This is a genomic window from Streptomyces triculaminicus (assembly GCF_017349075.1).
Lineage (GTDB): Bacteria > Actinomycetota > Actinomycetes > Streptomycetales > Streptomycetaceae > Streptomyces > Streptomyces triculaminicus.
This window is the reverse complement of the sequence record NZ_JAFMOF010000001.1, coordinates 1,359,654-1,373,578: the sequence shown is the minus strand read 5'-3', so window position 1 is coordinate 1,373,578 and position 13,925 is coordinate 1,359,654. Positions and strand designations below refer to the sequence as shown.

The window sequence follows — 13,925 nt, the reverse complement described above, 5'->3', positions numbered from 1 at the left end:
GGGCTGTTACCGCTCCCTTCAGGCCGTGACGAGGTAGGAGAAGACCGATTCCAGGGACTCGTCGGAGGGCGAGACCGTCAGGAGCCGGATGCCGTGGGCGCGGGCGACGCGCGGCAGGAGTTCGGTGAAGCGGCCGAAGTCGGCGGCCTCGACGCGCAGGACGCCTTCCCGCACGTCCACTTCGATGCCCGAGGTCGACGGGTCGGCGATGAGCGCCGCGGCCAGGGCGCGGTCGTCGCCGGACCGTACGACGTAGCGGTGCGGCCGGTCCGTCATCAGGCGACGGATCTTGCGGAAGTCGCCCGAGGCGGCGTGCCGTCCGGCGACGACGACCTCGATGTGGGCGGCCAGTTGCTCGACCTCCTCCAGGATGTGGGAGGAGAACAGCACGGTGCGGCCCTCGGCGCCCATGGTCCGCAGGAGCTCCATCAGCTGCATGCGCTGGCGCGGGTCCATGCCGTTGAACGGCTCGTCCAGCAGCAGCACGGACGGCTCGTGGACGAGGGCGGAAGCCATCTTCACGCGCTGGCGCATGCCCTTGCTGTACGTGTCGATCCGGCGGTCCTGCGCGTACTCCATCTCGACCGTGGCCAGCGCCCGCTGGGCCTCGCGGTCGCCCAGGCCGTGCAGCTCGGCGTTGGCCCGGACGAACTCCTTGCCGGTGAGGAAGTCGTACATCGCCTCCCGCTCGGGGACGATGCCGATGTGGCGGTAGATCTGTTCGTTGCGCCATATCGTCTCGCCGTCGAGGGTGACCGTTCCGGCGGAGGGGGCGAGGAAACCACCCATCATGTTGATGAGGGTGGACTTGCCGGCGCCGTTGGGGCCGAGGAGGCCGGTGACGCCGGGGCCGACGGTCATGGAGACGTCGTTGACGGCGACCACGTTGCCGAACCAGCGCGAGACGTTGTCGATGCGGATGGTTGTCACAGGCCCGCCTTTCGGTAGCGACGCATCAGCAGGCCGTACGAGCCGGCGATCAGGGCGAGGACGACGAGGAGGTAGACCGCTCCCGTGCCGGTCCCGGGGCCGTAGCCGTCGGGGAAGGCGGAGTGGGCCGAGAGGAACGCCGTCTGCACGCCGTCGATCAGGGTGATCGGCGAGAAGAGCCCCAGCCACTCGACGGCCCGGGTGTTGTCACCGGCGAGCGCGATGCTCTGCAGGGTGCTGACCGCGCCGTAGGGGATGGTCAGCACGGCGATGACGGCGGCGACGCCGAAGCCGCGGCGCGGGGTGAGGGCCGCGACCACCAGGCCGATGCCCGCGTAGAGGAGCGAGAGCAGGGCCACGGAGACCAGCCCGTAGGCGAAGCCCTTCGTCTGGACGGCGAAGTCCATCTTGGCGAGCAGGGCGCCGGCGTAGAGGATCAGCAGGGGCGTGGCGGTGAGCACGAACAGCGCCGAGGCCATCGCCGCGAACTTCGCCACCACGTAGTCGACGCGTTCGATGGGGCGGGAGAAGTACAGCGGCACGGTCCGGAACCGCAGGTCCCGGGAGACCGACTGCGGCGCCTGGGCGGCGAGGTACAGGCCGATGACGAGCTGGAGCCAGATGGCGTAACGGGTGTAGTCCATGGGGAGCTTGGTGAGCTTCGTGCTCACCGCGACCGCCACGACGATCGCGGCCGGCAGGCACATCACGCCGAAGAGGATCATCGGCATCACCTTGGACTTCGCCGAGCGGCCCAGTCCGTAGGCGCCGCGCAGGCTCTGGGCGTAGAGCGAGCGGCGGGCGTAGCCGCGGCCCAGGCGGATGCCGTCGTACTTCCGGTAGCCGATGTTGTGGATGACGTCCGGGGCGGCGCCCCGCTGCCGGCCGGACGGGGCCGGGGTCCTGGTCTCAGGCGGCATCGACGGTGCCTCCGTTCTGCTGCTGCTCGCTGTGGGTGCCGCTGTCGGTGCCGGACGCCTTGCGCCAGTCGGCGCCCCGGGCCGGGGCGGGGACCGCGGGCTGCCCGCCGTCCGCCGGGTGCTCGCCGTCGTCGTCGCGGAAGACCTCGGCGATGCGGTGGCGGCGCTGCTCCATGCGGACCAGGCCGAGGCCGAGGCCGGCGACGGCGTCGCGGACGATGTCGTACGTGCTCTCGTCGGCGATGTCGACGAGCAGGACCCGGCCGGAGGCGGGCGAGCCGTCGGCGGCCCGGCCGGCGGGTCGGGTCTCCAGGCCGGCCCCGGCCAGGGCCGCGAGCAGCGCGGACGTGCCGTCGGGGCAGGCGTCGGTGTCGGTGACCTCCACGGCGAGCGAGCCCGTCGCCTGGGTGAACTCCTCGGTGGAGGAGGAGCGCAGCAGCCTGCCGCCGTCGATGACCACGACGTGGTCGCAGGTGCGCTCGAGCTCGCCCAGCAGGTGCGAGGTGACCAGGACCGAGATGCCGAAGTCGGTGTGGACGCGCCGGATCAGGGCGAGCATCTCGTCCCGCCCGACGGGGTCGAGGCCGTTGGTGGGCTCGTCGAGCAGCACCAGGTGTGGGTCGTGGACGAGCGCCTGCGCCAGCTTGACCCGCTGCTTCATGCCCGTGGAGTAGCCGCCCATGGGGCGGTAGCGCTCCTCGTACAGGCCGACGTGGCGCAGGGTGTCCGCCGTGCGCTCGCGGGCGGCGGCGGGCGGCAGGCCGGACATGCGCGCCATGTGGACGACGAACTCGGTGGCCGACACGTCGGGCGGGAGGCAGTCGTGCTCGGGCATGTAGCCGACGCGTTCGCGGATCTCGGCGCCCTGGGTGGCGACGTCGAGGCCGAGGACGCGGGCGCTGCCCTCCGTGGCCGGGGACAGGCCGAGCAGGATCTTGATCAGCGTGGACTTGCCGGCTCCGTTGGCACCCACCAGACCGGTGACACCCGGGGTGATGTCGACGGAGAGCCGGTCGAGAGCGGTCACCCGGGGGTACCGCTTGCTGAGGCTTTCGGTAGCGATCACAGTCACACCTTCGACGGTAGTGGCGCGGACCACAGCGGGCGTCAGACCAGACGGCTGGATCCGCGTAGTCCTCGGGTCTGACATGGGCGGGGAGGCGGGACCGAAGGGACGAGGGAAGTTGTCCACAGGCCTGTGCGGGGCCTTGACGCAGCCGCCGCACATTGTCACAGTCACCAGTGTCAACTTGCGGGCATGGCTGGGCCCTTGGTCGGAGGGGTGGGCATGGCGACTGCCGTGACGGACGCTACGGAGCTGGACGGCTTCCGGGAGGTGCAGCACCTGGCGTACGCGTGCGCGGAGGCGGTCGCCGCGCGCCTCGCACCGGGGGTGACCGAGCGCGAGGCGGCCCGGATGCAGCGCGAATGGCTGCGCGAGCGCGGGGTGCGGGACTGGTTCCATCTGCCGTTCGCGTGGTTCGGCGACCGCACGGCCTTCACGGGCTTCCGGGTGCCCACGCAGTTCTTCCCCACCGGGCGGCGGCTGGAGCCGGGGATGCCGTTCATCCTCGACCTCGCCCCGGTCCACCGGGGCTTCACCGCCGACGTCGGCTACGCGGGCTGCCTGGGCCCGGACCCGCTGCACGACCGGCTCATGACGGACCTCGCGGCCCATCGCGCGCTGATCCTGCGCGAGGTGCGCGAGCGCCGGCCGCTGCGCGCGATCTACGAGAGCGTGGACCGCCTCATGACCCGCCAGGGCTACGCCAACCGCCACCGGGCCTATCCCTTCGGGGTGATCGCCCACAAGGTGGACCGCATACGGGAACGCCGCTGGTCGCCGAGCCTGTTCGGGTTCGGCACGCGGTCGCTCGGAGGGCTCGCATCGGATGCGGTCCGCGGCCACCGTGAGGGCTGGTCGCCGCTGTGGAGCCCGCACCGCTTCTCCGACCATCCGCCGCGGGCCGGCCTGTGGGCCGTCGAGCCCCATCTGGGCTTCCGGGGGAAGGGCGTGAAGTTCGAGGAGCTCCTGGTGGTCACGGACTCCCGGGATCCCGAGGAGAGCGCTTTCTGGCTGGACGACGATCTGCCGCACGTGCGGCGCTGGCAGGAGGAGGGGGCACTCGCGTGAGCGGGGACGGCACGGGAATCGAGGGGGCGCGCGAGCGCCGCGTCCGTACGGGCGGCATCGAGCTGAGCGTGGTGGAGCTCGGTGACGCCGGCCGGCCGACGGTCGTGCTGCTGCACGGCTATCCGGACAGCAAGGAGATCTGGACCGACGTCGCCCTGCGGCTGCGGGACCGCTTCCACGTCGTGCTCTACGACGTCCGGGGGCACGGCCGCTCCACGGCGCCCGTCCCGCTGCGGGGCGGGTTCACGCTCGAGAAGCTGACGGACGACTTCCTGGCGGTCGTGGACGCGGTCAGCCCCGCCGAGCCGGTGCACCTGGTGGGGCACGACTGGGGATCGGTGCAGGGCTGGGAGTTCGTGACCGTCCCGCGCACGGAGGGACGCGTGGCCTCCTTCACCTCCCTCTCGGGCCCCTCGCTCGACCACTTCGGGCACTGGATCAAGGAGCGGGCCGCCCGCCCCACCCCGCGCCGCCTGGCGCACGTGCTCGGCCAGGGCGCCCGGTCCTGGTACGTGTACGCCCTGCACACCCCGGGCCTGCCGGAGGCGGCCTGGCGCGGACCGCTCGGCCGCCGGTGGCCCGCGATGCTCGAGCGGATGGAGAAGCTGCCCCCGGCCGCCTCCCGCGACTACCCCACCGCCTCCCTGCCGCAGGACGCCGCCCACGGCGCCTGGCTCTACCGCGACAACGTCCGTGCCAGGCTGCGCCGTCCGCGCCCGGACGCCTTCGCCCACGTCCCCGTCCAGCTGATCACCCCCACCGGCGACGCCTATCTCTCCGAGCGGCTCTACGACGACCTCGAGCGGTGGGCGCCCCGCCTGGTGCGGCGCACGATCACCGCCGGGCACTGGGTGCCGCGCACCCGCCCCGACCAGGTCTCCGCCTGGCTCGCCGAGTTCGTCACGGCCCAGGAGGCGGCCCGGCAGGAGGGCGCACCGGCCCGGACGCCGGCGGGCGGCGGGCCGTACGCCCAGCGGTTCGGCGGACGGCTGGTGCTGGTCACGGGCGCGGCCGGCGGGATCGGGCGGGCCACGGCGTTCGCCTTCGCGGAGGCCGGGGCGCGGATCGTCGCCGTCGACCGGGACGCCGAGGGCGCCGCCCGCACGGCCGAGCTCGCCCGCCTGACCGGTGCGCCGGAGGCCTGGGCCGAGACCTGCGACGTCTCGGACGAAGGGGCCATGGAGAAGCTGGCCGCCAAGGTCGCCGCCGAGTACGGCGTGGTGGACGTGCTGGTCAACAACGCCGGCATCGGCCTGGGCGGCACGTTCATGGAGACGTCCGCCGAGGACTGGCGCAGAGTCCTCGACGTCAATCTGTGGGGCGTCATCCACGGCTGCCGGGCCTTCGGCCGGCAGATGGCCGAGCGCGGCCAGGGCGGCCACATCGTCAACACCGCCTCGGCCGCCGCCTTCCAGCCCTCCAAGACCCTCCCCGCCTACAGCACGTCCAAGGCGGCCGTGCTGATGCTGAGCGAGTGCCTGCGCGCCGAGCTGGCCGGCCAGGGCATCGGCGTGAGCGCGATCTGCCCCGGCATCGTCGACACCGGCATCGTCGCCGCCACCCGCTTCGCGGGCCTGACCGAGGAGGAGCAGCGGCTCCGCCGGGAGAAGGTCGGCCGGGCCTACACCCGGCGCGGCTATCCCCCGGAGAAGGTCGCCCAGGCCGTCCTGCGGGCCGTGCTCCGCGACCAGGCAGTGGTGCCGGTGGCCCCCGAGGCGCACGCCCTGCGCATCGTCTCCCGCTTCGCGCCCCGGCTGGGGCGCGCGATCGCCCGGATCGACCCCCCGCTGTAGAGGAGATCCCTGATGAGCGTCACCCACCCCTACCGGATAGCGCCACGGCGCGTGTCGTTCGACTGGCGGGACACGCCGCTGCACTGGATACCCGGCGAACCCACCGCCACCCACGTCATCAACGTCCTCCACCTGCTGCTGCCGGCCGGGGAGCGCTGGTTCGTCAAGGTCTTCAAGGAGGCCCTGCCGCTGGTGCGCGACGAGGAGCTGCTGAAGGACGTCAAGGGCTTCATGGGCCAGGAGTCCACCCACAGCACCCAGCACTCCTACGTGCTGTCCCACCTCGCCGCACAGGGCCTGGACACCGGCCCGTACCTCCGCCGGGTGGACTTCCTCTTCGACGTACTCCTCGGCGAGAGACCGCCGTTCGGCCTCCCGGTGAGCGAACGCGAGTGGCTGCGCTGGCGGCTGTCGGTGGTCGCGGCGGTCGAGCAGTTCACGGCGGTGCTGGGCGACTGGGTGCTCGGAACGGACGACCTGGACCGGGCCGGGCCCGACCCGGTCATGCTGGACCTGCTGCGCTGGCACGGCGCCGAGGAGGTCGAACACCGCGCCGTGGCCTTCGACATGTACGAGCACTGCGGCGGCGAGGACCCCGGACGCTACGCCCGCCGCCTGCTGGGCATGGCGGTCGCCGCCCCGTGGCTGGCGTACCTGTGGGCCACGGGAGCCGCCTATCTCATACGCAACGACCCGAAGCTGGCGGGCCGGCTGCGCTACGGACTGCGCGCGCACAACCGCGCGGTCACCAAGGGGCTGCTGCCCACCTGGCGGGAGCTCGGCTCGGCCGTCCCCCGGTACGTGCGCCGGTCGTACCATCCCTCGCAGGAGGGGTCGCTGCGAAGAGCCGTCGACTATCTGGCGACCTCACCCGCGGCACGGGCCGCGGCGGGCGCTATAGGGCGCGCGGCCATCTCGTAAGGAGCCACCACATGACCGACGCCGAGTACCGCACCGAGCACCGCGCCAAGCACCGGGCCGAGTACCGGATCGAGTACCGGATCGAGGACCTGGCGCACCGCAGCGGCGCCACGGTCCGCACGATCCGCGCCTACCAGGACCGCGGGCTGCTGCCCAAGCCCGAGCGACGCGGCCGGGCGAACGTCTACCGCGACACCCACCTGGCCCGGCTGCGCCAGATCGCCGGCCTCCTGGACCGGGGCTACACCCTGGCCAGCATCAAGGACCTGCTGGAGGCCTGGGACGCGGGGCGCGGGCTCGGCGGGGTGCTGGGGCTGGTGGCGGAGGTCGACGGGCCCTGGACGGACGAGGAGCCGGGCCGGATCACCCGCGCGGAGCTCGGCGAGAGGTTCGGCGGCGGGCCGGACGACGACGCCGTCGAGGAGGCGGTGGAGCTCGGCGTGCTGGTACGGGTGCCGTCCTCGCCCGACGAGTTCCTCGTGCCCAGCCCCCAGGAACTGGCCGTCGCCGCCGAGCTGCACGCGGCCGGGGTGCCGCTGCTCGCCATATCCGGTCACCTGCGCGAACTGCGCGTCCAGGTCGAGCACATCGCCACCCGCTTCCTGGACTTCACCACCGAGCACGTCTTCCATCCGTACCTGAACCATCCGCCCACCGACGAGGAGGCGGCCGAGGCCGCCTCCCTCGTCCGCCGGCTGCGCCCCCTCGCCCAGCAGACGGTCGACGCCGAACTGGCCCGCGCGATGCGCACGTTGGCCACCCGCTATCTCCGCGACCACCTGGGCGCGGTGGCGGCGGAGGATCCGTCGCAGGCCGGGCGGCCGGCGCCGGCGGCGAAGGAGGACGTCGCCCTGCCCGCCGGCACGGTACGGGCCGTACGGGCGCTGGTCGGGCCGGAGAACGCCACCGCGTTCATCACCGCCGCCGCCGAGCGCGAGGTGCGGGCCCGGGCCATGGACGGGCTCGTCCGCCGCCGCTGAGGGCGGCGGCCACCTGGGGCCCGCCTCACAGCCCCGGCGCGCCCCACACGGGGAACCAGCGGCTCAGGTCGCGCTCGATCGGCAGCTCGCCCTCCAGCAGCGCCCTCACCTGGAGCTCCAGGGCGTTGTCCCGCCGGTCCGCGCCGCCCGGAAGGGGCGCGAAGGGATAGAAGGTGCCGCGCTTGTAGAGGTAGACGAGCGCGAGCGGGCGTTCGGCGGCGTCGCGGAAGCCCACCAGCGAACAGAGCAGCTGGGGCCCGAATCCCCCTTCCTCCAGCAGGGTGTTCACCGCGTGCAGGTCGTTGACCAGCGCGGCCGTGTCGTCGGCGGGCTGCCGGGCGAGCAGCCAGGTGTAGCCGTAGGAGTCCCGGCCGAACTCCACCGGCACCCCGCCCCGCCCGGTGTCGGCGTCCAGCAGCGCCCGTACGTCCTCGCGGATCCGCTCGAACGCCCCGCCCTCCACGCTGGCGAAGCACACCGAGCCCGCCCCGGTGGGGGCGAAGCCCGCGCCCGCCCGCAGCGTGACGGCGGCGGACGGCAGGGCGAAGAGCCGGTCGAGGTCGGGGCGGACCGGCTTGCTGCGGCCGAGGACGACGTCCAGGAAACCCACGGTCGGTCCCTCCTTCCGGCTTCCTTCCAGCTTCCTTCCGGCTTTCGTCCCGGTGTCTCAGGCGAGGCCGAGGCGGGCCGAGATCCTGCCCAGCTGGTCGAGGCGCTGTTCGAGGGTGGGGTGCGAGGACAGCAGCCGGTTCAGGCCCTCCCCGGAGAGGGCGGGTGCGAAGTAGAAGGCGTTGAACGGTTCGGCCTGGCGCAGGTCGCGGGTGGGGATCCGGGCCATCTCGCCGCTGATCTTGGTGAGTGCGGAGGCCAGGGCCGAGGGGCGGCCCGTCAGCAGGGCGGCAGCCCGGTCGGCGGACAGCTCGCGGTAGCGGGAGAGCATCCGGGTGAGCAGGAAGCTGATGGCGTAGACCAGGGCGCTGACCAGGGGGATCAGCACCACCAGCACGGCGGTGTTGCTGTCGCGGTCGCCCACGCGGCGCAGGCCGCCCCACAGGCCGGCGCGCGTCATGATGCCGGCGAGGACGCCCAGGAAGGACGCGACGGTCATGACCGCGACGTCGCGGTGGGCGACGTGGGAGAGCTCGTGGGCGAGCACGCCCTCGAGCTCCTCCGGTTCCAGCCTGCGCAGCAGTCCGGTCGTCGCGCACACCAGGGCATTGCGCCGGTCGCGCCCGGTGGCGAAGGCGTTGGGCACGTCGCTGTCGGCGACCGCCACCCTGGGCTTGGGCATGTCCGCGAGCGCGCACAGCCGGTCGACGGCGCCGTGCAGTTCGGGCTCCTGCTCGGGGGTGACCTCGCGGGCGCCCATGGCGAAGGCGGCGATCCGGTCGCCGAACCAGAACTGGGCGACGAACATCCCGCCCGCCACGAGCAGGATCAGCGGCCAGGCCCCGCGCAGCAGGGCCACCAGCACGCCCACGAAGACCACGTAGAGCAGCCCGATGAGGAACATCGTGCCGGCCATGCGGGTGGTCAGCCCCCGGTCGGGGACGAATCGGGTGCTCTGCACGGCGCACCTCCAGGGCCCGCGGGCGGCGGCCCGCGGAGAAGCGTTCCTCTCCCGATTCTCCCTCGCCGGCCGGCACCAGGGCCGTCGGCGGTCAGGACAGCTGCGCGAGCGCCTCCGTGGCGATCTTCTCGAAGACTGCGACGTCCGAGGCGAACATCGAGTCCGCGATCGGCCAGTGCACCACGATCTCGTCGATGCCCGCCTCCGCGTGGGCGCCCGCGAAGTCGACGAAGGCGTCGAAGGACTCCAGCGGCCGGTCCGGGGTGAAGCCCGTGAGCATCACCTTGTGCAGATCCGCGGTGTCCCGGCCCGTCTCGGCGCAGAACATGCCCACGCGCTGGATCTGCCCGCGCACGGCCTCCAGGGACTGCTCCGGGGTGCCCGCCTCGTAGAGCTTCGGGTCGCCGGTGGTCACCCAGGCCTGTCCGTGGCGGGCGGCCAGCCGCATGCCGCGCAGGCCGGTGGCGGCGACCGCGAAGGGCAGCCGGGGGCGCTGCACGCAGCCGGGGATGTTGCGCACCTCGTGTGCCGAGTAGTGCTCGCCCTCGTAGGAGACGACGTCCTCGGTGAGCAGGCGGTCCAGCAGCGGGACGAACTCGGCGAAGCGGTCGGCGCGCTGCCGCGGCGTCCACGGGTCCTGCCCGTCCTTGAGCAGGGCCGTGGCGTCGAAGCCGGATCCGCCGGCGCCGATGCCCACGGTGACGCGGCCGCCGGAGATGTCGTCCAGGGAGATGAGCTCCTTGGCGAGCGTGACGGGGTGGCGGAAGTTCGGGGAGGTCACCAGCGTGCCCAGGCGCATCCGGGAGGTGACGCCGGCGGCCGCCGTCAGGGTCGGTATCGCGCCGAACCACGGGCCGTCCCGGAAGGTGCGCCAGGACAGGTGGTCGTAGGTGTATGCCGTGTGGAAGCCCAGTTCCTCGGCGCGCTGCCAGGACTCTCGGCCGCCCTCGGACCAGCGGCGGTCGGGAAGGATCACGGTGCTCAGTCGCATGCCCCCGAGCCTAGGCGGTGGGTCCGGCGGGCGCGGCACCCGGCGGTCCCACGGGCGCCGTCCGGCTCAAGAGCACACATGAGTCGCACGCTTGTGCACCGGTCTCCCGCCGGTGGACGAGAATGGGGCCGTGACTTCCGCTACCGAGCCCGAGACCCCGGCGACCCGCCGGCCGGCCGCCACTCCCCGGCTGATCGCCACCGACCTCGACGGCACCCTGCTGCGGGACGACCAGACGGTCTCCGACCGTACGGTCGCGGCCCTCGCGGCCGCCGAGGAGGCCGGCATCGAGGTCTTCTTCGTCACCGGCCGCCCGGCCCGCTGGATGGACGTGGTCAGGGACCACGTCCACGGCCACGGCCTGGCGATCTGCGCCAACGGCGCCGTCGTGGCCGACCTGCACGACGGGGGCCGGTTCATCGAGGTCCGCCCGCTGGCGGAGGCCGCCGCCCTCGCCATCGTGCGGGCGCTGCGCGCCGCCGCTCCCGGCACCTCCTTCGCCATCGAGCGGACCTCGGGCATCCACTACGAGCCCGAGTACCCGCCCTTCCGGTCCGAGCCGGGCGCGCCGATCGCCTCCGCCGAGGAGCTGCTGGACGGCGCCGACGGCCCCGGGGCGCCCATCATCAAGCTGCTCGCCTTCCACCCCGACATCGCCCCGGACGCGTTCCTGGAGCGGGCCCGCACGACGGCCGGCGAGCACGGCTCGTTCACCCGCTCCAGCCCGACCGCGCTGCTGGAGATCAGCGGCCCGGGCGTCAGCAAGGCCAGCACCCTCGCCCTGTGGTGCGAGCGGCGCGGCATCGCGTCCGAGGAGGTCGTGGCGTTCGGCGACATGCCCAACGACCTGGAGATGCTCGCCTGGGCGGGTACCTCGTACGCCATGGCCAACGCCCACCCCGAGGTGCTGGCCGCGACCACGTACCGCACCGCGGCCAACACCGAGGACGGCGTGGCGCTGGTCATCGAGCAGATCCTGCACGGCCTGCCCCGCCCGTAGCCGCCCCGGCGCCGCCCACCGCCGGCCGCCGCTAGAGGTCGACCCCCCGGGCGCGCAGCCAGCCCACGGGGTCGACGGCCGAGCCGAACTCCGCCGTGCGCCGGATCTCGAGGTGCAGGTGGGGGCCGGTGGAGTTCCCGGTGGTCCCCGACAGGCCGATCCACTCGCCGGCGCGCACCCGCCGCCCCTGCGGAACGATGGGCGCCGACAGGTGGGCGTACTGCGAGTACCAGCCGCTGTCGTGCCGGAGGACCATGCTGATGCCGAAGGGGCCGCCGCACCCGATCGAGGCCACGGTGCCGGCCCCGACCGCCCGCACGGGGGTGCCGATGGGGACGGCGAAGTCCTGTCCGGTGTGACCGTTGCTCCAGCGCCCGCCGGCGCTGCCGAAGCGGGCGGTGAGCTCGTACGACAGCAGCGGCCGCGTCCAGCCGCCGGAGGAGACCGCCGGCGTGCCGGCGGAGCCCTGGTCGCCCTCGGTCTCGCCCTGCAGGCCGTCGAGATCGACGGGCGTGCAGTGGCCGCTGCGGATGGACGCCTCCGCCATGCCGTGCAGGTCGCTGCGCGCCTTGGCCAGCCGCCCCTCGAGGCCGGCCTTCTCGCCGCGCGTCCGGCCGACGTCGGCGTCGACGACTCCGTAGGGGCCGGGGTCGGCGGGGCTCTCCTCCCCGGCCGCCGGGCGGCGGCTCCGGGCGTCCGCCGCGATCAGTATCCGCGCCAGCCGCTCCCGCCGGTCGGTCTCGCCCGCGCGTGGGGCCGGCAGCCCGACGGGGGCGGCGGCCGCGACCGGCACGAGGCCGTCGAAGGGCCCGGCGGGGGCGGGCAGGAGGACGGCCGCCATCCACAGGGCGCCCAGGGCCATACCGGAACGATAGGAAGATCGCATGTTCGCGATCCTGACCCGGGCGCCACCCGAGCGCGCCCACACAGGACCGTTCGGCGGAATATTTACGGCTGGACGGCATACCGGAGCCCCACGGGCGGCCCCGGAGCCCCACCGGGGCCGGGTCCGGAGCCAGACCCGGGGCCGGGCCTCACAGGGGCGCTTTCCACACCACCTTCGTGCCGCCCCCGTCCTCGCCCAGACCCGGCCCGTAGGAGCTGGACCCGCCCAGCGACTCGGCCCGCTTGGCGAGGTTGCGCAGCCCGCTGCGCCGGCCGCCCTCGGGGATGCCGACCCCGTCGTCGGCGACCGTCAGCCGCACCGCCTCCCGGCCGTCCGGCAGCGTGGCCGTCGCGTCGACCACGACCTCGATCCGGGACGCGCGGGCGTGCCGGAAGGCGTTGGAGAGCGCCTCGCGCAGCGCGGCGATGAGGTTCTTGCCCGTCCGCTCGCCGACCTTCGCGTCGACCGGTCCGACGAACGTCGCGGAGGGCTGGAAGCCGAGCGGCACGGCCGCCGTGCCCAGCTCGCGCAGGACGCGCGTGCGCAGCCCGGCGGGGGCCTCCGTGGGCTCCTGCTGGAGGGCGAAGATGGCCGTCCGGATCTCCTGGATGGTCACGTCCAGCTCGTCGACGGCCTGCCCGACCTTGGTGCGGACCTCCGGTACGACCGCGCGGCGCTGGGCGCTCTCGAGCAGCAGCCCGGTGGCGAACAGCCGCTGGATGACGAGGTCGTGCAGGTCCCGTGCGATGCGGTCGCGGTCCTCGAAGACGGCCAGCCGCTCCCGGTCGCGCTGCGCCTCGGCCAGGACGAGGGCCAGCGCGGCCTGGGCGGCGAACTGCGCCGCCAGGGTGCGTTCGGTGGCGGTGTACTTCCGGGCGCCGCGCGCGCGGGGCGTGGCGAGGGTGCCCAGCACGCGGTCGCCGCTCTTGAGCGGCAGGAGCATGCTCGGGCCGAAGCGGGGCGCGACCTCGGTGATCATGCGGGGGTCGGTGGCCGAGTCGTCGATGAAGACCGGCTCGCCCGCGAGCAGCAGGGAGGCGACCGGGCTGTGCGGCGGTATCACCGTCCCCAGGAGCCCGGTGGGGTCGTCGGCGGAGACGGCCACCATCTCCAGGCCGCCCTCGCCGTCCGGCAGCAGCACGATGCCGGCGGCGGAGTCGGCGAGCCGTCGCGCCTGCTCGGCCACCACGGAGAGCGCGTCCTCGGCGTCGCTGCCCGACAGCAGCGCGGTGGTGACGGCCACGGAGCCGTCGATCCAGCGCATGCGCTGGCGGCTCTCGTCGTGCACGCGCGCGTTGCCGATGGCGATGCCCGCCTCCGTCGCCAGGATCTTCACCATGTGCAGGTCCGCGACGCTGAACTCGCCGCCCCCGCGCTTCTCGGTGAGATAGAGGTTGCCGAAGATCTCGCCCCCGACCCGGATCGGTACGCCCAGCGCGTGCTGGCCGTCGGGGAAGGCGGCGATGTCGGCGATGTCCTCGTACTGGTCCGCCGCGACCCCGTAGGTGATGAAGTCCGACAGCCCGTGGCCGGAGGGGTCGATGACCCCGATGGCGGCGTACCGGGCGTCGGCGAGCTCGGCGGCGGTCTCGGCGATCCGGTCGAGGGTGCTGTGCAGCTCCGGTCCGGTGCCGACCGAGCGCATGGCCTCCAGCAGCTGCGGCACCCGCCCGGTCAGCTCGGTGGACAGGCCCTGGAGGCTGCGGGTGGCCTCCGTGGCGGCGTCCAGCGAGTCCTGGGCGCCTCCGGGCGCCCCGGGGGTGTCCCGCGGGGCTGAGGGCTGATCCGTGGCTGCCATGA

Annotated in this window: 13 protein-coding genes; 5 read left to right on the top strand and 8 right to left on the bottom strand. The window is 73.7% G+C overall.

The window, feature by feature from the left end:
- Positions 1 to 18: 18 nt before the first annotated feature.
- Genes J1792_RS06345 through J1792_RS06335 form a run of 3 tightly spaced genes read right to left on the bottom strand, consistent with a single transcriptional unit; the run spans position 19 to position 2,949 of the window.
- Positions 19 to 930: an ABC transporter ATP-binding protein gene (locus tag J1792_RS06345; RefSeq protein ID WP_086570513.1), complete on the bottom strand. Its 912-nt coding sequence runs from the start codon at positions 928 to 930 to the stop codon at positions 19 to 21.
- Complete coding sequence (locus J1792_RS06340; protein ID WP_086570511.1) at positions 927 to 1,850, bottom strand: ABC transporter permease; 924 nt, start codon at positions 1,848 to 1,850, stop codon at positions 927 to 929. Before J1792_RS06340 ends, J1792_RS06345 begins: the two co-directional genes overlap by 4 nt.
- On the bottom strand, positions 1,840 to 2,949 hold the full coding sequence (locus tag J1792_RS06335) for an ABC transporter ATP-binding protein (RefSeq protein ID WP_086570510.1): 1,110 nt from the start codon (positions 2,947 to 2,949) through the stop codon (positions 1,840 to 1,842). The genes J1792_RS06340 and J1792_RS06335 overlap by 11 nt, the downstream gene beginning before the upstream one ends.
- Before the next feature lie 189 nt (positions 2,950 to 3,138).
- Between J1792_RS06335 and J1792_RS06330 the strand changes: the two genes are divergently transcribed.
- The 4 genes from J1792_RS06330 to J1792_RS06315 are packed head-to-tail and all read left to right on the top strand — an operon-like array spanning position 3,139 to position 7,678.
- A complete protein-coding gene (locus J1792_RS06330) occupies positions 3,139 to 3,984 on the top strand; it encodes a M24 family metallopeptidase (protein WP_207246787.1) in 846 nt (281 codons plus the stop codon).
- Positions 3,981 to 5,777: an SDR family oxidoreductase gene (locus tag J1792_RS06325; RefSeq protein ID WP_086570507.1), complete on the top strand. Its 1,797-nt coding sequence runs from the start codon at positions 3,981 to 3,983 to the stop codon at positions 5,775 to 5,777. The genes J1792_RS06330 and J1792_RS06325 overlap by 4 nt, the downstream gene beginning before the upstream one ends.
- A 12-nt stretch (positions 5,778 to 5,789) precedes the next feature.
- The gene (locus J1792_RS06320) at positions 5,790 to 6,698 is read left to right on the top strand and encodes a metal-dependent hydrolase (RefSeq protein WP_207246786.1); all 909 of its coding nucleotides are present in this window, start codon (positions 5,790 to 5,792) and stop codon (positions 6,696 to 6,698) included.
- Positions 6,699 to 6,709: 11 nt separating this feature from the next.
- Entirely contained in the window at positions 6,710 to 7,678 is a 969-nt protein-coding gene (locus J1792_RS06315; RefSeq protein WP_086570503.1) for a MerR family transcriptional regulator, read from the top strand.
- Positions 7,679 to 7,703: 25 nt separating this feature from the next.
- On the opposite strand, the gene pspAB is transcribed toward J1792_RS06315, so the two are convergent.
- The 3 genes from pspAB to J1792_RS06300 form a co-directional block, all read right to left on the bottom strand.
- Complete coding sequence (gene pspAB / locus J1792_RS06310) at positions 7,704 to 8,288, bottom strand: PspA-associated protein PspAB (RefSeq protein WP_086570501.1); 585 nt, start codon at positions 8,286 to 8,288, stop codon at positions 7,704 to 7,706.
- 57 nt (positions 8,289 to 8,345) lie between these two features.
- Positions 8,346 to 9,248: a zinc metalloprotease HtpX gene (gene htpX, locus J1792_RS06305; RefSeq protein ID WP_086570500.1), complete on the bottom strand. Its 903-nt coding sequence runs from the start codon at positions 9,246 to 9,248 to the stop codon at positions 8,346 to 8,348.
- Positions 9,249 to 9,339: 91 nt separating this feature from the next.
- A complete protein-coding gene (locus tag J1792_RS06300) occupies positions 9,340 to 10,239 on the bottom strand; it encodes an LLM class flavin-dependent oxidoreductase (RefSeq protein ID WP_086570498.1) in 900 nt (299 codons plus the stop codon).
- Positions 10,240 to 10,369: 130 nt separating this feature from the next.
- Between J1792_RS06300 and J1792_RS06295 the strand changes: the two genes are divergently transcribed.
- Positions 10,370 to 11,239 carry a Cof-type HAD-IIB family hydrolase gene (locus J1792_RS06295; RefSeq protein WP_207246785.1) on the top strand — a complete coding sequence of 290 codons (870 nt, stop codon included), beginning with the start codon at positions 10,370 to 10,372 and terminating at the stop codon, positions 11,237 to 11,239.
- A 31-nt stretch (positions 11,240 to 11,270) separates the two neighbouring features.
- On the opposite strand, the gene J1792_RS06290 is transcribed toward J1792_RS06295, so the two are convergent.
- Together J1792_RS06290 and J1792_RS06285 are read right to left on the bottom strand one after the other, a co-directional pair.
- Positions 11,271 to 12,125: a M23 family metallopeptidase gene (locus J1792_RS06290; RefSeq protein WP_086570494.1), complete on the bottom strand. Its 855-nt coding sequence runs from the start codon at positions 12,123 to 12,125 to the stop codon at positions 11,271 to 11,273.
- Between the two features lie 148 nt (positions 12,126 to 12,273).
- Positions 12,274 to 13,923: a sensor histidine kinase gene (locus J1792_RS06285; protein WP_086570492.1), complete on the bottom strand. Its 1,650-nt coding sequence runs from the start codon at positions 13,921 to 13,923 to the stop codon at positions 12,274 to 12,276.
- Positions 13,924 to 13,925 lie beyond the last annotated feature (2 nt).

What these genes read in the sequence shown, in the direction of transcription:
- J1792_RS06340 (WP_086570511.1), bottom strand. Translation starts at nt 1,850, where the DNA reads ATGCCGCCTGAGACCAGGACCCCGGCCCCGTCCGGCCGGCAGCGGGGC.
- J1792_RS06330 (WP_207246787.1), top strand. Translation starts at nt 3,139, where the DNA reads ATGGCGACTGCCGTGACGGACGCTACGGAGCTGGACGGCTTCCGGGAG.
- J1792_RS06320 (WP_207246786.1), top strand. Translation starts at nt 5,790, where the DNA reads ATGAGCGTCACCCACCCCTACCGGATAGCGCCACGGCGCGTGTCGTTC.
- J1792_RS06315 (WP_086570503.1), top strand. Translation starts at nt 6,710, where the DNA reads ATGACCGACGCCGAGTACCGCACCGAGCACCGCGCCAAGCACCGGGCC.
- J1792_RS06300 (WP_086570498.1), bottom strand. Translation starts at nt 10,239, where the DNA reads ATGCGACTGAGCACCGTGATCCTTCCCGACCGCCGCTGGTCCGAGGGC.
- J1792_RS06290 (WP_086570494.1), bottom strand. Translation starts at nt 12,125, where the DNA reads ATGCGATCTTCCTATCGTTCCGGTATGGCCCTGGGCGCCCTGTGGATG.
- J1792_RS06285 (WP_086570492.1), bottom strand. Translation starts at nt 13,923, where the DNA reads ATGGCAGCCACGGATCAGCCCTCAGCCCCGCGGGACACCCCCGGGGCG.